Consider the following 13,246-nt stretch of genomic DNA (forward strand, 5'->3'; position numbering starts at 1 on the left):
TCGGCTGGTACGCCTGCCGCAAACGCATCCACGAAATCGCCGAAACCCGCGAAGGCCACACCGGCCTCTCCCCCGTCATCGCCAACCCACCCGCCGAGACGTTCAAGAAGTAGTACCTCCAGCGCACGACGGCGGCACCCCAGGTTCTCGAATCCAAGAGCCTGGGGTGCCGCCGTCGTTAGTTGTTGTTCAGCTCCCGTTTAGTGTGATGGTTTCACCACCATCGCCGAGCCGCCGCCACGCCGGACGGGTTCGGCTACCGCCCTGACCTTGTTGTCATTGAGGAACTCGATGGCTGTGGCCGCGCCTATTTCGGCCGCCGATGTACCCGGGTCACCTGCCGCGGCAAACTTGTGGCCGTACTTAGATGCAAGTTCTTGGCCATACTCGGCATCTATAAACGCCTGCTCCGCCGTTACGTTGGCGGTGTTGCGCTGTGAAGCACGCGGGGCTGCCAGAGCCTTCTCAATACTCATGCCGAGGTCGATCCGGTTGATGAGTGTCTGCAGCACAGTGGTGATGATCGTCGAACCGCCCGGAGACCCCAGCGCCAGGAATGGCTCGTCATCCTTGAGCACGATGGTGGGTGACATCGAAGACCGCGGACGCTTCCCCGGTTGGATCCGGTTGGGGTCGGTTTCGCTGTACACCGGCGAGAAGTCCGTGAGCTCGTTATTCAGGATGAATCCACGGCCCGGGACCACAATCCCGGACCCGCCGGTCTGCTCGATGGTGAGCGTGTACTCCACCACGTTGCCCCACTTGTCGGACACAGTGAGGTTGGTGGTGTTGATGTTTTCGCTGTCCTTTTCGTCCGACAGCGCAGCGGGCTCAACATCGCAGGCGCCGTTGTAGTCGGCCACGTCACCTGCCGGTACGGGCTTCTCCGCCGCATGCAGCGGATCGATCTCGCAGGCGCGTTCCTTGCCGAACACCGGGTCCAGCAGTTGTTTCACTGGAACGTCGACAAAGGCAGGATCACCCAGGTACTTTGCCCGGTCGGCGAAGGCGAGTGCCGACGCCTCAAGGTAGTGGTGGAGTACCTTGGCCTTGTCATCTTTCAGCGCAGGCAGGCCGAACGTCTCCAGGATGTTGAGCGCCTCGCCGACTGTCGTGCCGCCGCTGCTGGAGGGAGCCATTCCGTAAACGTCGTAGCCGCGGTAGTCCACATGCGTCGGCTTCTGGTCCAAGACCTTGTAGTCGTCCAGATCCTCAGTTGTCATAACACCTGCAGGGCCAGGAACCGGAACCATAGGATCCAGAGAAGATGGAGCATTCCGCACCGTTTTGGCGATCTCGTCGGCCAACTCGTCTTCGTAGAAGGCATCCATCCCTTCCTTGGCCAGGAGCCTATACGTCTGAGCCAGATCCTTGTTCTTGAAGGTCGATCCCACGGCTGGCGCATCGTTGTCCGCGCCCGGCAGGAACAGTTCTCTGGTTGCTTCGAACGGAAGAAAACGATCCTTGTTTTCGAGGGTCTGCTGGCGGAACGTCTCGTCCACAACAAACCCATCCGTTGCCACGTCAATGGCAGGATCCAGAACGTCGGCAAGGCTTAGGCTCCCCCAGCGCTTCAATGCCCGCTCCCAGGTAGCGGCAGTACCGGGGACCCCCACCGAAATGCCGCTGGTGGCCTGCTTCTTGAAAGCGAATGCTTCAGCGGTTCCGGGTTTGATGAACGCATCCGTTGGCATAGCCGCCGGTGCAGTCTCCCGACCGTCGATGGTGTGGACTTTCTTGCTCTTCGCGTCGTAGTAGACAAAGTAGCCGCCCCCGCCGATACCGGCAGAGTAGGGCTCCGTCACTCCGAGAGTTGCAGCCGCAGCGACGGCGGCGTCGACGGCGTTGCCGCCTTTGCGGAGGACTTCGATGGCCGCGGCAGAGGCGTCCACGTCAACAGTGCTGACGGCGCCCCCGTAGCCTGTGGCAGTAGGCATTTTCTTGGTGTTGTCATCGCTGGACCCGGAGTGGGCAGAAGCAGGACTTACTAACGCTCCGGTGGTTACGCTCATTGCCAGCGCAGCCGTTATTGCGGCTAACCGGCGTCCCAGAATTGGCATGATGGCTCCTGAACGGGTTTTGAGTGATGTCAGTCACGCTACTCCTCGGGCAGGGGACCCTCAACGGAATGAGCTACCCAACGGGGTACCCCAAAAGCGTCATGCAACCAGCCGGCAACGTCCCTGCGGGGATGGATCGCATATGCTTCCTGTGCAGCTCAATCACCGCGGCGCGCGGCACGTGCGTTCAACGACGAACAGACCGGGAGACGGCATGACCAACTGGCGGATCAGGGACTTCCACTCATCAGACCTGGACGGGATCCTGCATCTCTGGGAAACGCTTAAGTCCCACAACGTGGAGCCCGTCTACGCCCTCTCCGAGGTCCTGGCATCCTGCGAAAAGGACCACGCCGTGGTGGCCGTGCAGGGCGACCAGGTGGTGGGTGCCGCCGTCGGACGCGCCGCACACGACCAGGGCTGGATCGTCTTCCTCGCCACCCTGCCTGAATACCGTGGCCGCGGCATCGGCACCTCACTGCTGGCCGCCGTCGAAAACCGGATGGCCCCGCATGGGCTGAACAAACTCTCGGCACTGATGCCCGAATCCGAGACCCGGGTGGAGGCATTCCTCGGCCGCGGCTTCGCACTCAAGAAGAACCTGCGCTATTTCGAACGCACCATCCCCGTCCAGCGCCAGGAGCTCGGCGCGCTCGGCCAGCTCGGCGGCCGGGTCCTGGCCCGCGACCTCTGGGAAAACGTGGCCGGCATGCGCAAGGAAAAGGAACTGCTCGAGCGCCGCCTCGTCCTGCCCCTTGCCGAGGCCGACCTCGCCGACGAATTCGGCGTGGTTCCGCCACGCGCCGTGGTCCTCTTCGGCCCGCCCGGCACCGGGAAGACCACCTTTGCCAAAGCCATCGCCTCCCGCCTGGAATGGCCCTTCGTCGAAGTCTTCCCCTCCCGGCTCGCGGCAGATCCGCAGGGCTTGGCGGGAGCGCTGCGCGAAACGTTCCTGGAAATCGCCGAACTGGAGCACGCTGTGGTGTTCATCGACGAGGTGGAGGAGATCGCGTCCCAGCGCTCCGGCGAACCGCCCTCACCGCTGCAGGGCGTCACGAACGAACTCCTCAAGATCATCCCGGCCTTCCGCGAACAGCCCGGCCGCCTGCTGGTCTGCGCTACCAACTTCATCCGCGCCCTGGACACCGCCTTCCTGCGCCACGGCCGCTTCGACTACGTCATCCCCATCGGCTTGCCTGACCGGCAGGCCCGCGAAGCCATGTGGCAGCGCTTCATCCCCGCGCCTGTGGTGGACGCGGTGGATGTGGAGCTGCTCGTGGAACGCACCGAGGGATTCTCCCCCGCGGACATTGAGTACGCGGCGAGGAGCGCTTCCCAGCGCGCGCTGGAAAAAGCAGTGTACGACGACGGCGGGCTGGCTTCCGGCGGGACGGTGTCCGTCCGGGAGGCGGTGCGGAAGGGGCCCTCCACCCAGGATTACCTTGATGCCATCGCCGAAACCCGGACCACCGTCAGCGCCGAAGTCCACCAGGACTTCCTGGAGGACATCGACGCGCTGGGCCGCGTGTAGCTTTTACTTATGTCCTCAAACCCCCTCCGCCATGCCATGGCGCGCATGGGCGGCCGCGACCCGCACGAGAAACACCGGGCTGCCACACCGCTTGAGCTCTTTTTCGACCTGACCTTTGTGATCGCGTTTGGTGTGGCCGGCAGCCAGTTTGCCCACGAAATTGCGGAAGCGCACTTCATCCCGGGCCTGCTGGGTTTCTCCTTTGCGATGTTCGCCGTGATCTGGGCATGGATCAACTTCACCTGGTTCGCCAGCGCCTACGACACCGACGACTGGATCTTCAGGGTGGTCACCATGATCCAGATCGTGGGTGTCCTGATCCTCGCCATGGGGATTGAGCCGATGTTCCGCTCATTGGTGGAGGGCAAGCACGTAGACAACGCGGTCATTGTGGGCGGCTACGTGATCATGCGGCTGGCGCTCGTGGCCCAGTGGCTGCGGGCAGCACGGCAGGACCCGGCCGGCCGCGACACGTGCCTGCGCTACGCCAAGTACCTCGTGGTGGTCCAGCTCGGCTGGATCGCGGTGCTCTTCATCGAGGCCGACGTTCCGACTACTCTCTTCATGATCGTCCCCTTGATTGTGCTGGAGATGGCCACCCCGTATGCGGCAGAGCGCAAGGCGCGGACCCCGTGGCACGCCCATCACATCGCCGAGCGGTACGGACTCCTGGCGATCATCGCTCTGGGCGAGTGCCTCATCGGTGCCATCGAAACGCTGCGGGCCATCGTGGCCAGCCACGGCTGGAGCGTGGATGCAGCACTGGTGGGCTTCGGCGGGACGGCGCTGGCCTTCGGCATGTGGTGGATCTACTTCCTGCTGCCTGCCGGCCGCGCACTCCACCTGCGCCGGTACCGGTCCTTCCTCTTCGGCTACGGCCATATTCCGATCTTCGCCGCGATCGCTGCTACCGGCGCCGGACTGCATGTGGCCGCCTATTACATCGACCACGAGGCGCACATCAGCGCAGCAGCGGCGGTGGCCGCCATTGCGGTTCCGGTGGCACTGTTCAAGGCCTCACTGACGTGGCTGTACAGCGTCATGCTTGGTCCGGACCGCACTGTCATCACCGTCGCAGTAGGGGTGCTGCTGGCGCTGGGCGCTTCAGTGGGCCTGGCCGCGGCGGGCATCTCCGTCCCGGTGTGCCTGCTGGTGATTGTGCTGGCACTTGGCGCTTCCATTGTTATCGATGAGCGCCGCGGATCGGAGCGGCTCCACCATGCCCTCGAGAAGCTGGAAGCGGAAACTACCGCTCCTCAGCAGTCCTAGCGTCAGGCCCGGCCGCACCATCGGCGTCCGTTCCCTCGTAGGTCAGGTTCTCGTAGTCGGTGGTGTCTTCCTCATCCAGCCGGTCGTCCAGCTCTTCCAGCAGCCAGGGATTCACCCGGGCGAGGATTTTTCGAACCTCTTCCACCTCGACTGCCGCGTAAAGCACCGGCCGGGCATCGCGGTATTTGGTGACGGGGGGCTTGTCCGGCCACTTCTCCGCCAGTGCCCTGACCCGTTCCGGCAGTGAGTTGTGGGCGTTGTCCGCGATCTTGACCAGGGCTGCGTCGTGGTCCTCGGCAATCTCGCGGATTCCGGACTGGTAGTCGTCCGGGTTCTCGTGCAGCCGGTTGGTGACGCGTTCGATAATTTCCACGGCCCGCTCGGACACACCCATGTCCAGCAGTGCCTGCCGTGTTATCGGCGTGTCCTCGGCGATGTCGTGCAGGTACCCGGCAATCCGTATGTCGTCGTCGAAGTCGGCGAGCGCGTCACCTACTGCAAGGACGTGGTCCTTGTACGGGCGCTTCAGTTTGTCCTTCTGCCGGTTGTGGGCCACCTCGGCCAGTACCTTGGCAGTCTCAACGGTGAATCTGGGCGCAGGACTCTGGTCCGGCATTTGCTCTTCTGACATGTCCCAAGCCTAGGCGGGTCAGGTGGCTACTGTTTGCCGTACTTCCGGTGCACCGCCTGTCTGCTGACACCCAGGCACAGCGCAATGGCCTCCCAGGACAGTCCCGCCTGCCGTGCGCCGCGGACGAGCGCGGACTCAGTGCGGCTGACTTCCTTCTGTAATTCCGCGACAGCGTGCAGTGCCTCCGCAGGCCCCATGCCGTCCATTGATCCCACCAGCGTTTTCATCCGCTCCACCTCCATGCCGTCAACATTAGTTGACGTTACCGCCCGCGTCAACCAAAGTTGACGTGGCGGGCTAAGGCTCCCATCAGGTGGAACCCGGAGAACCCATGCCTGTCCACACCCAGGGCTCCCGGGGAAGGGCAGTCGGGTCGAAGGCGTCCAGCGCACGCTCCAGCCTCCCGGCCGGAAGCCCCAGTGACGCCAGGAGCCGGTCCCGCACCGCATCGGAGGGAATGCCCGCCAGAGCAAGGTCACGCAGCGTGACCGCACCATCCCGCTTAGCCAACCGGACGCCGTCGGAATTCACCACGAGTGGAACATGCGCATATTCCGGTGCAGGAATATTCAGGAGCGAGGCGAGATAGGCCTGCCTGGGGGTGGACGGGAGCAAGTCATCGCCGCGGACCACCTGGTCGATGCCCTGCTCGGCGTCATCCACCACCACCGCCAGGTTGTACGCGGTGACTCCATCGTTCCGGCGGAGCACAAAGTCATCCACCACCCCCGCATACGCCCCATGGAGCACATCGTGAACGCGGTACTCCGCAACACCGGCCCGGAGCCGCACGGCAGCGGGCCGGGTGGAGCGCTTGAACTCCAGCTCGGCCGGGTCCAGGTTCCGGCAGGTCCCCGGGTAGGCACCCTGCGGGGCATGCGGCGCAGAAGGTGCCTCCTGGATTTCGCGCCGCGTGCAAAAGCATTCGTAGGTGAGGCCCGCGGCCTGGAGCCGGGAAATTGCCGCAGTGTAAAGGGCCCCCCGGGCAGTCTGGCGCACCACATCGCCGTCCCACGTCGCGCCGATGGCCGCCAGGTCCCGCAATTGCTCCGCTTCCGCACCGGACCGTGCCCGGTCCAGGTCCTCCACGCGGAGCAGGAAGTTCCGGCCGGATGAGCGCGCAAACAGCCATGCGAGGATGGCGGTCCGAAGATTTCCTACGTGGAGTTCACCCGAGGGGCTGGGTGCAAAACGGCCGGCAGAGGTCATGGATCCACCCTATGCGGGCGGCAGGCGGGGCCGGCTCCCTGCGTGCGCGGACAAACACAAGAGCCCCTCAGCTACCGATGACATCGGGTAAACCGGCGTCGGTAACTCAGGGGCTCTTGCCGTGGTTGCTTCAATGACCATGGTGTGAACAAGCGTCAATCAGCGGCGGCCTCCTTGCGGGAAGCGGTGTGCAGTTGCCGGGTGGTGTACCGGAGAACCTGTAGCCTGCGGGAATCAGCGGTAGCTTTTGCCCTTGTTGCCACAATTTGAGCAGACACCCTACAGTTGGGACAACCACCAGAACTTCGATTGATCAGTCTGACTAACCTTCGAGGTTCCCACCGACAGGAAATGATCAGATTGCAGGAACTGGATGCTACGGACAAGCGGATCCTCAATGCCCTGGACGAAGACCCCCGCGTTCCCATCATGGTGCTGGCACAGCGACTGGGCCTGGCGCGGGGCACTGTCCAGAGCAGGCTGGAGCGGATGACCGCCTCGGGAGCCCTGCGGCCCAACAGCAGCAGGGTGCTTCCGGCAGCCCTGGGAAGGGGCGTGGCAGCCGCGGTCAGCGCGGAGCTGGACCAGAGCCACCTCAACGAGGCCATCGCTGCCCTACGGAAGATTCCCGAAGTCCTCGAATGCCATGCACCGGCAGGCGACACCGACCTGCTGATCCGCGTGGTGGCCACCAGCCCGGATGACCTTTACCGGGTTTCCGAGGAAATCAGGCTGTGCCCCGGCATCGTCCGGACTTCCACCAGCATGTTCCTCCGCGAAGTCATCCCCTACCGGACTACCGGCCTGCTGGCGGACTAGACACGGGCGGGGAGCTCTCCCCATCGCCACTTGAGCGGGCGGCGGTTAAGCTGGCACGGGAGTCCAAACGGGGGGAAATATGGCGGGGAATTTTTACGGCGCTGACGTGGCGCAGCTCCGGCAGCTGGCCAAGGACCTTGCCGGCGGCGCCAACAGGCTGGACGCCCTAAGCCAGCAACTCGGCAGCAGCATCACCTCCACGGCGTGGAGAGGGCAGGACGGCGACCGCTTCCGCAGCGAATGGACCTCGGCCCACCAGAAGCTGCTCCGGTCCGCAACGGCAGGGCTGGAATCGGCATCGAAAGCGCTGCTCGCCAACGCCGACGAGCAGGAAAAGGCCAGCACCAGCGGCGGCTCCGGCAGTTCCGGCGGCACAGGCGGCGGCACTGGCGGCGGCACCGGTACAGCCCAGGACCTGACGGACACCTTGAACGCCATGACGCCGGAGGAGCGCCGCCAATACCTCCAGAGCGACGAATTCAAACAGTGGGCCCTGGCAAACCCGGACGCCGCCAAAGCTGCCATGGACGCTGCGGCAGATTCGGGCCTGATCACCACGAACTCCAAGGCATACAGGGACTTCCTCAGTTCCTACTGGAACCAGCAGGCCATGCTGGACATGGGCATTGACCTGCAGGACTGGGACACGTCAAAGGGCACCGAATACAACTGGGAAACCATCAAGAAGGTCTACGACTTCTACGGCCAGGCCTACCTTGCCAACCCGGACCTGCAGTGGGCCGGCATGGCGAACATGATTGGGCCATCCTTCGCCGGCGGCTTCAGGGATATGGCCATGCTCCGGGACCTCGCCCAGCAGATCGCTGACAACCCTGCGTCGGACATCCCACTCCCCGTCCTGGACCAGGTCGAACAGCTTGCAGGGATGACGGACCAGGAAATCCGCTTCTACGAAACCAGCATGCTGGACATGAACAAGGAGATTTTCCTGGACCAGGCCCGCCAGCACCAGGCGTACATGGACGGGGGCATGGACGAGATCAACAGGTTGCGTGACTCCGGCGCCATAGATCCCGGTACCGCCGAAGAGTGGGCAAAGATCGATTCGGGCGACCCGGAGCTTGTCCGGGAGGGCAACACAGCCCTGCTTTACCGGGAGCAGAACGAGATCATCGCCGACGACTACGACGCCATGCGCAACCACCCCGGCGGCGAGGCCGTGACCTACATGGTGACACTGGCCGGCGAGCCCTCGATTCCCGGCGCGAAGAGCTATGCGGAGGTATTCCCCTTCACCTTCAGCGTGGAAAGTCCGGGGCCGGAAAACGTGCCCTTCACCAACTGGGACAACCCCGCGCAGTTCCGTACCGATTTCACCACGGGCTTCCCCGCCGGCAATATCTCCGATGCGGACCAGCGCTGGGCACTTATCCAGCAGGACACCCTGCCGGCTTACCAGGACCTGCTGGCCGCCGATCCTGGCCGCGCACAGCAAATTATCGCCTCGGATTTTGATGGCAGGGTGGAACAGTACCGGCCCACCAACAACATCCCCGGCATCATGGACCGCTTCCTGGACGGCTTCGACGCAGAGGTGCACCAGTGACCCCATTCCCGGACAGTGCTGCCGCCCGCCTCAGGCGGCAGGCCGCCGTCGTCCTCATTACCCTGGCCGCAGGCTGCGCTTTGGCTGGATGCCAGAACAGCAGCCCGGCCACCGAACCAACCACTCAAGGGAGCACCGTGAACACCTCCGAATACTCCACGCTGGACGCGGCCGGTGTGGCGGCGATCCGCGATTCCAAGACGGCGAAGCTGGACATGACGTCGGGACGGCTCAGCAAGGAAGCCGTCCGCGTGACGCAGGACAGCTACGGGCCCGAAATCAACACCCGGGACTCGGGCAAAATCAGCTTGACCATCACCGCACCAACCGGAGAGATCAGCGGCGAGACGGACCGCATCCGCTTCAACACCACGGACATGCGCAGCGATTTCAGCGAAGTCACATACTTCCTCACGGCGGATACGCCCGAAGAGTACTTCGAGCTCATTCGGGACGGCGTTGACCGGTACGGCATTTCTGCGGACTCGGCCGAGGACTGGATCAGCAGCACCCAGGCGGACCCGGGCTCCAAAAGCGACTTCTCCATCACCTCCGGCAGGTCAACAGGGCTCGATGTCAACTACGACCTGCGGTACGACGGCGGCAAGGACACCCAGGTGATCATCGTCCACGTCAGGCCGGTCAGCTAGGAAACGCCCTACACCGGCGGGCCGGCGTTGGACTTCAGGTTCTTCATCACCAGGGTGGACGTCAGCCGTTCCACGCCGGGCAGCGACGTGAGCTCGGCGTCGTAGAAGCGCTGGTAAGCGGGCAGGTCTTCCGCGATGACCTTCAGCAGGTAGTCCGGTGAGCCGAAGAGCCGCTGCGCCTCCACCACGTTCGGATTCTCCGCCACCCGGTTTTCGAAGACCTCCATGGTGGCCCGGTCCACCTGGCGCAGGGTGACAAACACGATTGCCTCGAAGCCCAGCCCCACGGCGGAGGGATCTATGTCCGCCCGGTAGCCGCGGATCACGCCCGATTGCTCCAGGTCGCGCAGCCGCCGGTGGCACGGGGCCACGGTCAAACCAACCTTCGCGGCGAGTGCCGTGGCGGTCATCCGGCCGTCGTCCTTCAGGTGGCGCAAGATATTTCTGTCAATATGGTCAATCACGCAAGAACCTTACCGCGCAGGCCTGCTCCGCAGCGAAAAAGGAGAGCACTTCTGCGCCGAAACTATCTAGGGTTTGTCCTGACGCATCGTGTGGCAGGAGAAAGAATGAACCCCGAGCTGTTTTTGGCCTTTGTGCTGGTGGCTGCCGCCCTGGCGTGCACCCCAGGCGTGGACTGGGCATACTCCATTGCGGCCGGGCTCAGGCAGCGGAGTTTTGTCCCGGCAGTGGCGGGGCTCTGCGGCGGCTATGTCCTGCACACAGTCCTTCTGGTGGCGGGGCTGGCCGCCCTGCTCACGGGGCTGCCCGGGGTTCTGGGCTGGATCACGCTGGCCGGCGCGGCCTACCTGGTGTGGCTCGGTATCAGCACGCTCCGTTCCTGGCGCGGGGCCAGCTTTACGGCCGGCGCCGGGCGTACAGGCAGTGACGGCACCAGCCCGCTCCGGACGTTCCTCCAGGGTATGGGAACCAGCGGGATCAACCCCAAGGGCCTGCTCTTCTACGTGGCGCTGGTCCCCCAGTTCGTGAGCGCCGACGCGTCCCTTCCCGTGCCGGTACAGTCGGGCCTGCTCGGGATGACGTTTGTGCTGCTGGCGGGGCTTGTGTATACCGCCGTCGCCCTGCTCTCCCGCACCCTGCTGCAAAGCCGCCCCGGAGCCGCCCGCCTGGTGACCCTCGCCAGCGGCGTGATCATGGTGCTGCTGGGCGCGGTGCTGCTCGGCGAGCAGCTGCTTCCTGCCCTCGCCGCGGCATAGCGCCCTTTACTCGTCGCTGAGTTTCTTCCAGTCCTGTTCCCAGATCCGCCGCATCTCCTCGTCCTTGCGGATGGGCACCGGCGCGGCGATCTCCTTCTGCGGCACGGGGTCTTCACGGCGCCGCCCCCAATCGCGGGGGTTGAGCGAGCGCCTGCTGGAGTCAAGAACGAGCAGCGCCCGGTCCGTGAGGGCGTCATTGCGCAGGGTCAGGTGTGTCTTGCGCCGGCGCAGAACCTCGGCAAGCGCCTGGTGCGCAGCCTCGAACCGGCCCTCCCGCCGCAGGGCCCGCGCCCGCACCAGCAGCAGCGCGGCGGACAGATCGTCAGCGTTGAGCAGGCCTTCCGTCCAGTCGATCACGGTCCGGCTCCGGCCCAGGGTCAGCGCCAGCGAGCAGCGCGCCAAAGCCATGGGGAGCGACGGCGGCAGGCCGGCCAGGGCGTCCAGCGCGGCCTTCGTGCGGCCCGTCTCGCGGAACGAGTGCGCGAGCGCCAGGAACACTGACTCCTCACTGAACAGGACGGGGATCTCCACGCGTTCTGCCAGTTCGATCCGGGTGACGATCCTGGTGAGGTACGTCGACGAGTAGCGGTTCGCTTCCTCGTCGTTCCTGGTGGTGAGGCCGCGCTGCAGCAGTTCCGAGGCACGCAGGTAGCCGCCGTGCTTGTACACGAGCAGCCCGGACATGAGGTAGCAAAGTCCGGCCCAGCCGGGGTAGGTGCGGGCCAGTGTGATCAGGCGTTCGGGCTCGCGGCTGGTGAAGACTGCCTCGTGCACGGCCTTGGCCGGCTTGGGCAGCATCCGCTTGAGCCGCGGAATCTCCCCGTCCACGGTGAGCAATGCCGGGTGGCGTCCGCCGAGGACGCCGGTAAGCAGGCCGCCTACTCCCCCGGCAAGGTCGTGGACTGGTGTGCGCAACTGGGGCTCGCCGAACGGCGTGAGGTCGCGGCTGTCCCAGTAGATCGGTGCAGGGTCCCCGGCGGTCATCTTTCCATGCTAACCGCCACGTCCTTCTGGACGGACAGCTCCGCCAGCTCCTGTGGACACAGGCTCATTGGCTCCGGCCTCTTGTCCCGGCCACGGTTTTCCGGAAAGGTAGTAAGCACCCTTAGCAGTTCCGCTTCACGAAGGAGAACGTCATGCAGATCGACAAGTCCCAGATCCTCGAGCTCCTCCGGAAACAGGGCGACAACGACAAAGCTTCACAGGCGGAGTCGGAACTGCCGGACCAGGTGGACACCGACCAGCACGCAGACCTGCTGTCCAGGCTGGGAATCAGCCCGGCTGAGCTGCTGGCAAAACTTCCTGGCGGTCTCGGGGACAAGCTTGGAGGCCTGGGCCTCTGACTCAGCCCCGCTCCATGAACCATTCCGTAAAGGCTGAGGCGCGGCCGCCCGGGTCCAACCGAATGACCCAGAGGTTGTCGTATGTGGGGCGGTCACCCGAATAGGTGGTGACACCCTGGACAAAGGCAACATCACCGTCGGTGCCCACCAGCTCCCAGCTGAACGTCCAGTCGTCCGGCTCATCCCGGGCGGCGAGCCAGGCGTCCACGATGCCGTCCTGCCCCTTCCAGGCATGAGGATCGTGGGGCCTTGTTTCGTACACGGCGTCTTCGGTGAAGAGGGCGCGGATGTCCTCTGGCCGGTTGCTGGTCCACGCCGCCTGGTACTTGTCCATCCAGGCCTGTACGTGTTCGCGTGCTGAAGTAGGCTCCGTCATGCTGCCGTTCTACGCCCTTGGGTGTCCGGGCCGCAAGCGCCTCAGCCGTTGGCGGCCGCGACCCACACGCCAATCACCCAGGTGCTGGCCGCCAGGCACGCCAGGCCGAACTCGGCGAGCATGCCCAAGCCGGTGGCTTTCAGGGCGGCCCAACTGGAGGTCGCCGCACGTCCGGGATTCCGGGTCCGCAGGAGTTCACTGAGCAGGAGTCCGGCGGCGAAGCCCACGAACAATCCCACCACGGGGATGATGAACATTCCCACTGCACCGGCCACCAGCGCGGCAACAATGCTCCGGCTGGGAATGGCGTGTTCCTTCAGCTTCCGGCCCGTGAGGACGGCGCTGGCAGCCATGCCTGCCACGACGAACACCATGGCAACGGCGAATACCACCCAGCCCGCCGTGCCGGCACCGCCCCAGATGGCCCATGCGAGCAGGCTGGCCCCGATCAGGATGCTGCCCGGGAGCACGGGGATCACAGTGCCGGCCACGCCGACCAGAATCGCCAGGCCGCACAGGATGGTCACTGTGGTTTCGGAGTTCATGGATCCCAGTCTATGGATGAATGCCGACG

Annotated in this window: 15 protein-coding genes; 7 read left to right on the forward strand and 8 right to left on the reverse strand. The window is 64.7% G+C overall.

What is annotated here, in order from left to right:
* Positions 1–200: 200 nt before the first annotated feature.
* Positions 201–2,060 (reverse strand): gamma-glutamyltransferase, encoded by a 1,860-nt coding sequence (gene ggt, locus QRN11_RS13890; RefSeq protein WP_285313237.1) that lies wholly within the window; start codon positions 2,058–2,060, stop codon positions 201–203.
* Between the two features lie 214 nt (positions 2,061–2,274).
* On the opposite strand from ggt, the gene QRN11_RS13895 reads away from it, so the two are divergent.
* Together QRN11_RS13895 and QRN11_RS13900 are read left to right on the forward strand one after the other, a co-directional pair.
* Positions 2,275–3,591 (forward strand): ATP-binding protein, encoded by a 1,317-nt coding sequence (locus QRN11_RS13895; RefSeq protein WP_050057264.1) that lies wholly within the window; start codon positions 2,275–2,277, stop codon positions 3,589–3,591.
* A 9-nt stretch (positions 3,592–3,600) separates the two neighbouring features.
* Positions 3,601–4,860, forward strand: a complete 1,260-nt coding sequence (locus QRN11_RS13900) for a low temperature requirement protein A (RefSeq protein ID WP_091419616.1) — start codon at positions 3,601–3,603, stop codon at positions 4,858–4,860.
* Here the strand turns inward: QRN11_RS13900 and QRN11_RS13905 are convergent.
* From QRN11_RS13905 to gluQRS, 3 genes are all read right to left on the reverse strand, one after another.
* Entirely contained in the window at positions 4,838–5,491 is a 654-nt protein-coding gene (locus QRN11_RS13905) for an HD domain-containing protein (RefSeq protein WP_285313238.1), read from the reverse strand. The two genes, QRN11_RS13900 and QRN11_RS13905, sit on opposite strands and share 23 nt — an antisense overlap.
* 26 nt (positions 5,492–5,517) lie before the next feature.
* A complete protein-coding gene (locus tag QRN11_RS13910) occupies positions 5,518–5,718 on the reverse strand; it encodes a death domain-containing protein (protein ID WP_285313239.1) in 201 nt (66 codons plus the stop codon).
* 82 nt (positions 5,719–5,800) lie between these two features.
* Positions 5,801–6,700, reverse strand: coding sequence for a tRNA glutamyl-Q(34) synthetase GluQRS (gene gluQRS, locus QRN11_RS13915; protein ID WP_285313240.1), 900 nt, complete (start codon positions 6,698–6,700; stop codon positions 5,801–5,803).
* A gap of 351 nt (positions 6,701–7,051) precedes the next feature.
* On the opposite strand from gluQRS, the gene QRN11_RS13920 reads away from it, so the two are divergent.
* The 3 genes from QRN11_RS13920 (at position 7,052) to QRN11_RS13930 (ending at position 9,736) form a co-directional block, all read left to right on the forward strand.
* Positions 7,052–7,519 (forward strand): Lrp/AsnC family transcriptional regulator, encoded by a 468-nt coding sequence (locus QRN11_RS13920; protein ID WP_091419606.1) that lies wholly within the window; start codon positions 7,052–7,054, stop codon positions 7,517–7,519.
* A 79-nt stretch (positions 7,520–7,598) separates the two neighbouring features.
* Positions 7,599–9,086, forward strand: a complete 1,488-nt coding sequence (locus tag QRN11_RS13925; RefSeq protein WP_285313241.1) for a WXG100 family type VII secretion target — start codon at positions 7,599–7,601, stop codon at positions 9,084–9,086.
* A complete protein-coding gene (locus QRN11_RS13930; RefSeq protein WP_285313242.1) occupies positions 9,083–9,736 on the forward strand; it encodes a hypothetical protein in 654 nt (217 codons plus the stop codon). The genes QRN11_RS13925 and QRN11_RS13930 overlap by 4 nt, the downstream gene beginning before the upstream one ends.
* 8 nt (positions 9,737–9,744) lie before the next feature.
* Here QRN11_RS13930 and QRN11_RS13935 read toward each other — a convergent pair whose 3' ends face one another.
* Positions 9,745–10,200, reverse strand: a complete 456-nt coding sequence (locus QRN11_RS13935) for an Lrp/AsnC family transcriptional regulator (RefSeq protein ID WP_142059766.1) — start codon at positions 10,198–10,200, stop codon at positions 9,745–9,747.
* Positions 10,201–10,305: 105 nt separating this feature from the next.
* Between QRN11_RS13935 and QRN11_RS13940 the strand changes: the two genes are divergently transcribed.
* Entirely contained in the window at positions 10,306–10,953 is a 648-nt protein-coding gene (locus tag QRN11_RS13940; RefSeq protein ID WP_285313243.1) for a LysE family translocator, read from the forward strand.
* Between the two features lie 6 nt (positions 10,954–10,959).
* Here QRN11_RS13940 and QRN11_RS13945 read toward each other — a convergent pair whose 3' ends face one another.
* A complete protein-coding gene (locus QRN11_RS13945; protein WP_285313244.1) occupies positions 10,960–11,937 on the reverse strand; it encodes a hypothetical protein in 978 nt (325 codons plus the stop codon).
* Positions 11,938–12,089: 152 nt separating this feature from the next.
* Between QRN11_RS13945 and QRN11_RS13950 the strand changes: the two genes are divergently transcribed.
* Complete coding sequence (locus QRN11_RS13950) at positions 12,090–12,296, forward strand: hypothetical protein (protein WP_091419595.1); 207 nt, start codon at positions 12,090–12,092, stop codon at positions 12,294–12,296.
* Between the two features lies 1 nt (position 12,297).
* Here QRN11_RS13950 and QRN11_RS13955 read toward each other — a convergent pair whose 3' ends face one another.
* The gene (locus tag QRN11_RS13955; protein ID WP_285313245.1) at positions 12,298–12,672 is read right to left on the reverse strand and encodes a nuclear transport factor 2 family protein; all 375 of its coding nucleotides are present in this window, start codon (positions 12,670–12,672) and stop codon (positions 12,298–12,300) included.
* A 41-nt stretch (positions 12,673–12,713) separates the two neighbouring features.
* Complete coding sequence (locus tag QRN11_RS13960) at positions 12,714–13,217, reverse strand: DUF456 domain-containing protein (RefSeq protein ID WP_142059758.1); 504 nt, start codon at positions 13,215–13,217, stop codon at positions 12,714–12,716.
* Positions 13,218–13,246 lie beyond the last annotated feature (29 nt).

The organism is Pseudarthrobacter sp. fls2-241-R2A-168 (genome assembly GCF_030209335.1).
In the GTDB taxonomy this organism is placed as follows: Bacteria; Actinomycetota; Actinomycetes; order Actinomycetales; family Micrococcaceae; genus Arthrobacter.

Coding starts and splice junctions, on each gene's coding strand:
- ggt (WP_285313237.1), bottom strand. CDS start 2,060: ATGCCAATTCTGGGACGCCGGTTAGCCGCAATAACGGCTGCGCTGGCA.
- QRN11_RS13895 (WP_050057264.1), top strand. CDS start 2,275: ATGACCAACTGGCGGATCAGGGACTTCCACTCATCAGACCTGGACGGG.
- QRN11_RS13900 (WP_091419616.1), top strand. CDS start 3,601: ATGTCCTCAAACCCCCTCCGCCATGCCATGGCGCGCATGGGCGGCCGC.
- QRN11_RS13905 (WP_285313238.1), bottom strand. CDS start 5,491: ATGTCAGAAGAGCAAATGCCGGACCAGAGTCCTGCGCCCAGATTCACC.
- QRN11_RS13910 (WP_285313239.1), bottom strand. CDS start 5,718: ATGAAAACGCTGGTGGGATCAATGGACGGCATGGGGCCTGCGGAGGCA.
- gluQRS (WP_285313240.1), bottom strand. CDS start 6,700: ATGACCTCTGCCGGCCGTTTTGCACCCAGCCCCTCGGGTGAACTCCAC.
- QRN11_RS13920 (WP_091419606.1), top strand. CDS start 7,052: ATGATCAGATTGCAGGAACTGGATGCTACGGACAAGCGGATCCTCAAT.
- QRN11_RS13925 (WP_285313241.1), top strand. CDS start 7,599: ATGGCGGGGAATTTTTACGGCGCTGACGTGGCGCAGCTCCGGCAGCTG.
- QRN11_RS13940 (WP_285313243.1), top strand. CDS start 10,306: ATGAACCCCGAGCTGTTTTTGGCCTTTGTGCTGGTGGCTGCCGCCCTG.
- QRN11_RS13945 (WP_285313244.1), bottom strand. CDS start 11,937: ATGACCGCCGGGGACCCTGCACCGATCTACTGGGACAGCCGCGACCTC.
- QRN11_RS13950 (WP_091419595.1), top strand. CDS start 12,090: ATGCAGATCGACAAGTCCCAGATCCTCGAGCTCCTCCGGAAACAGGGC.
- QRN11_RS13955 (WP_285313245.1), bottom strand. CDS start 12,672: ATGACGGAGCCTACTTCAGCACGCGAACACGTACAGGCCTGGATGGAC.
- QRN11_RS13960 (WP_142059758.1), bottom strand. CDS start 13,217: ATGAACTCCGAAACCACAGTGACCATCCTGTGCGGCCTGGCGATTCTG.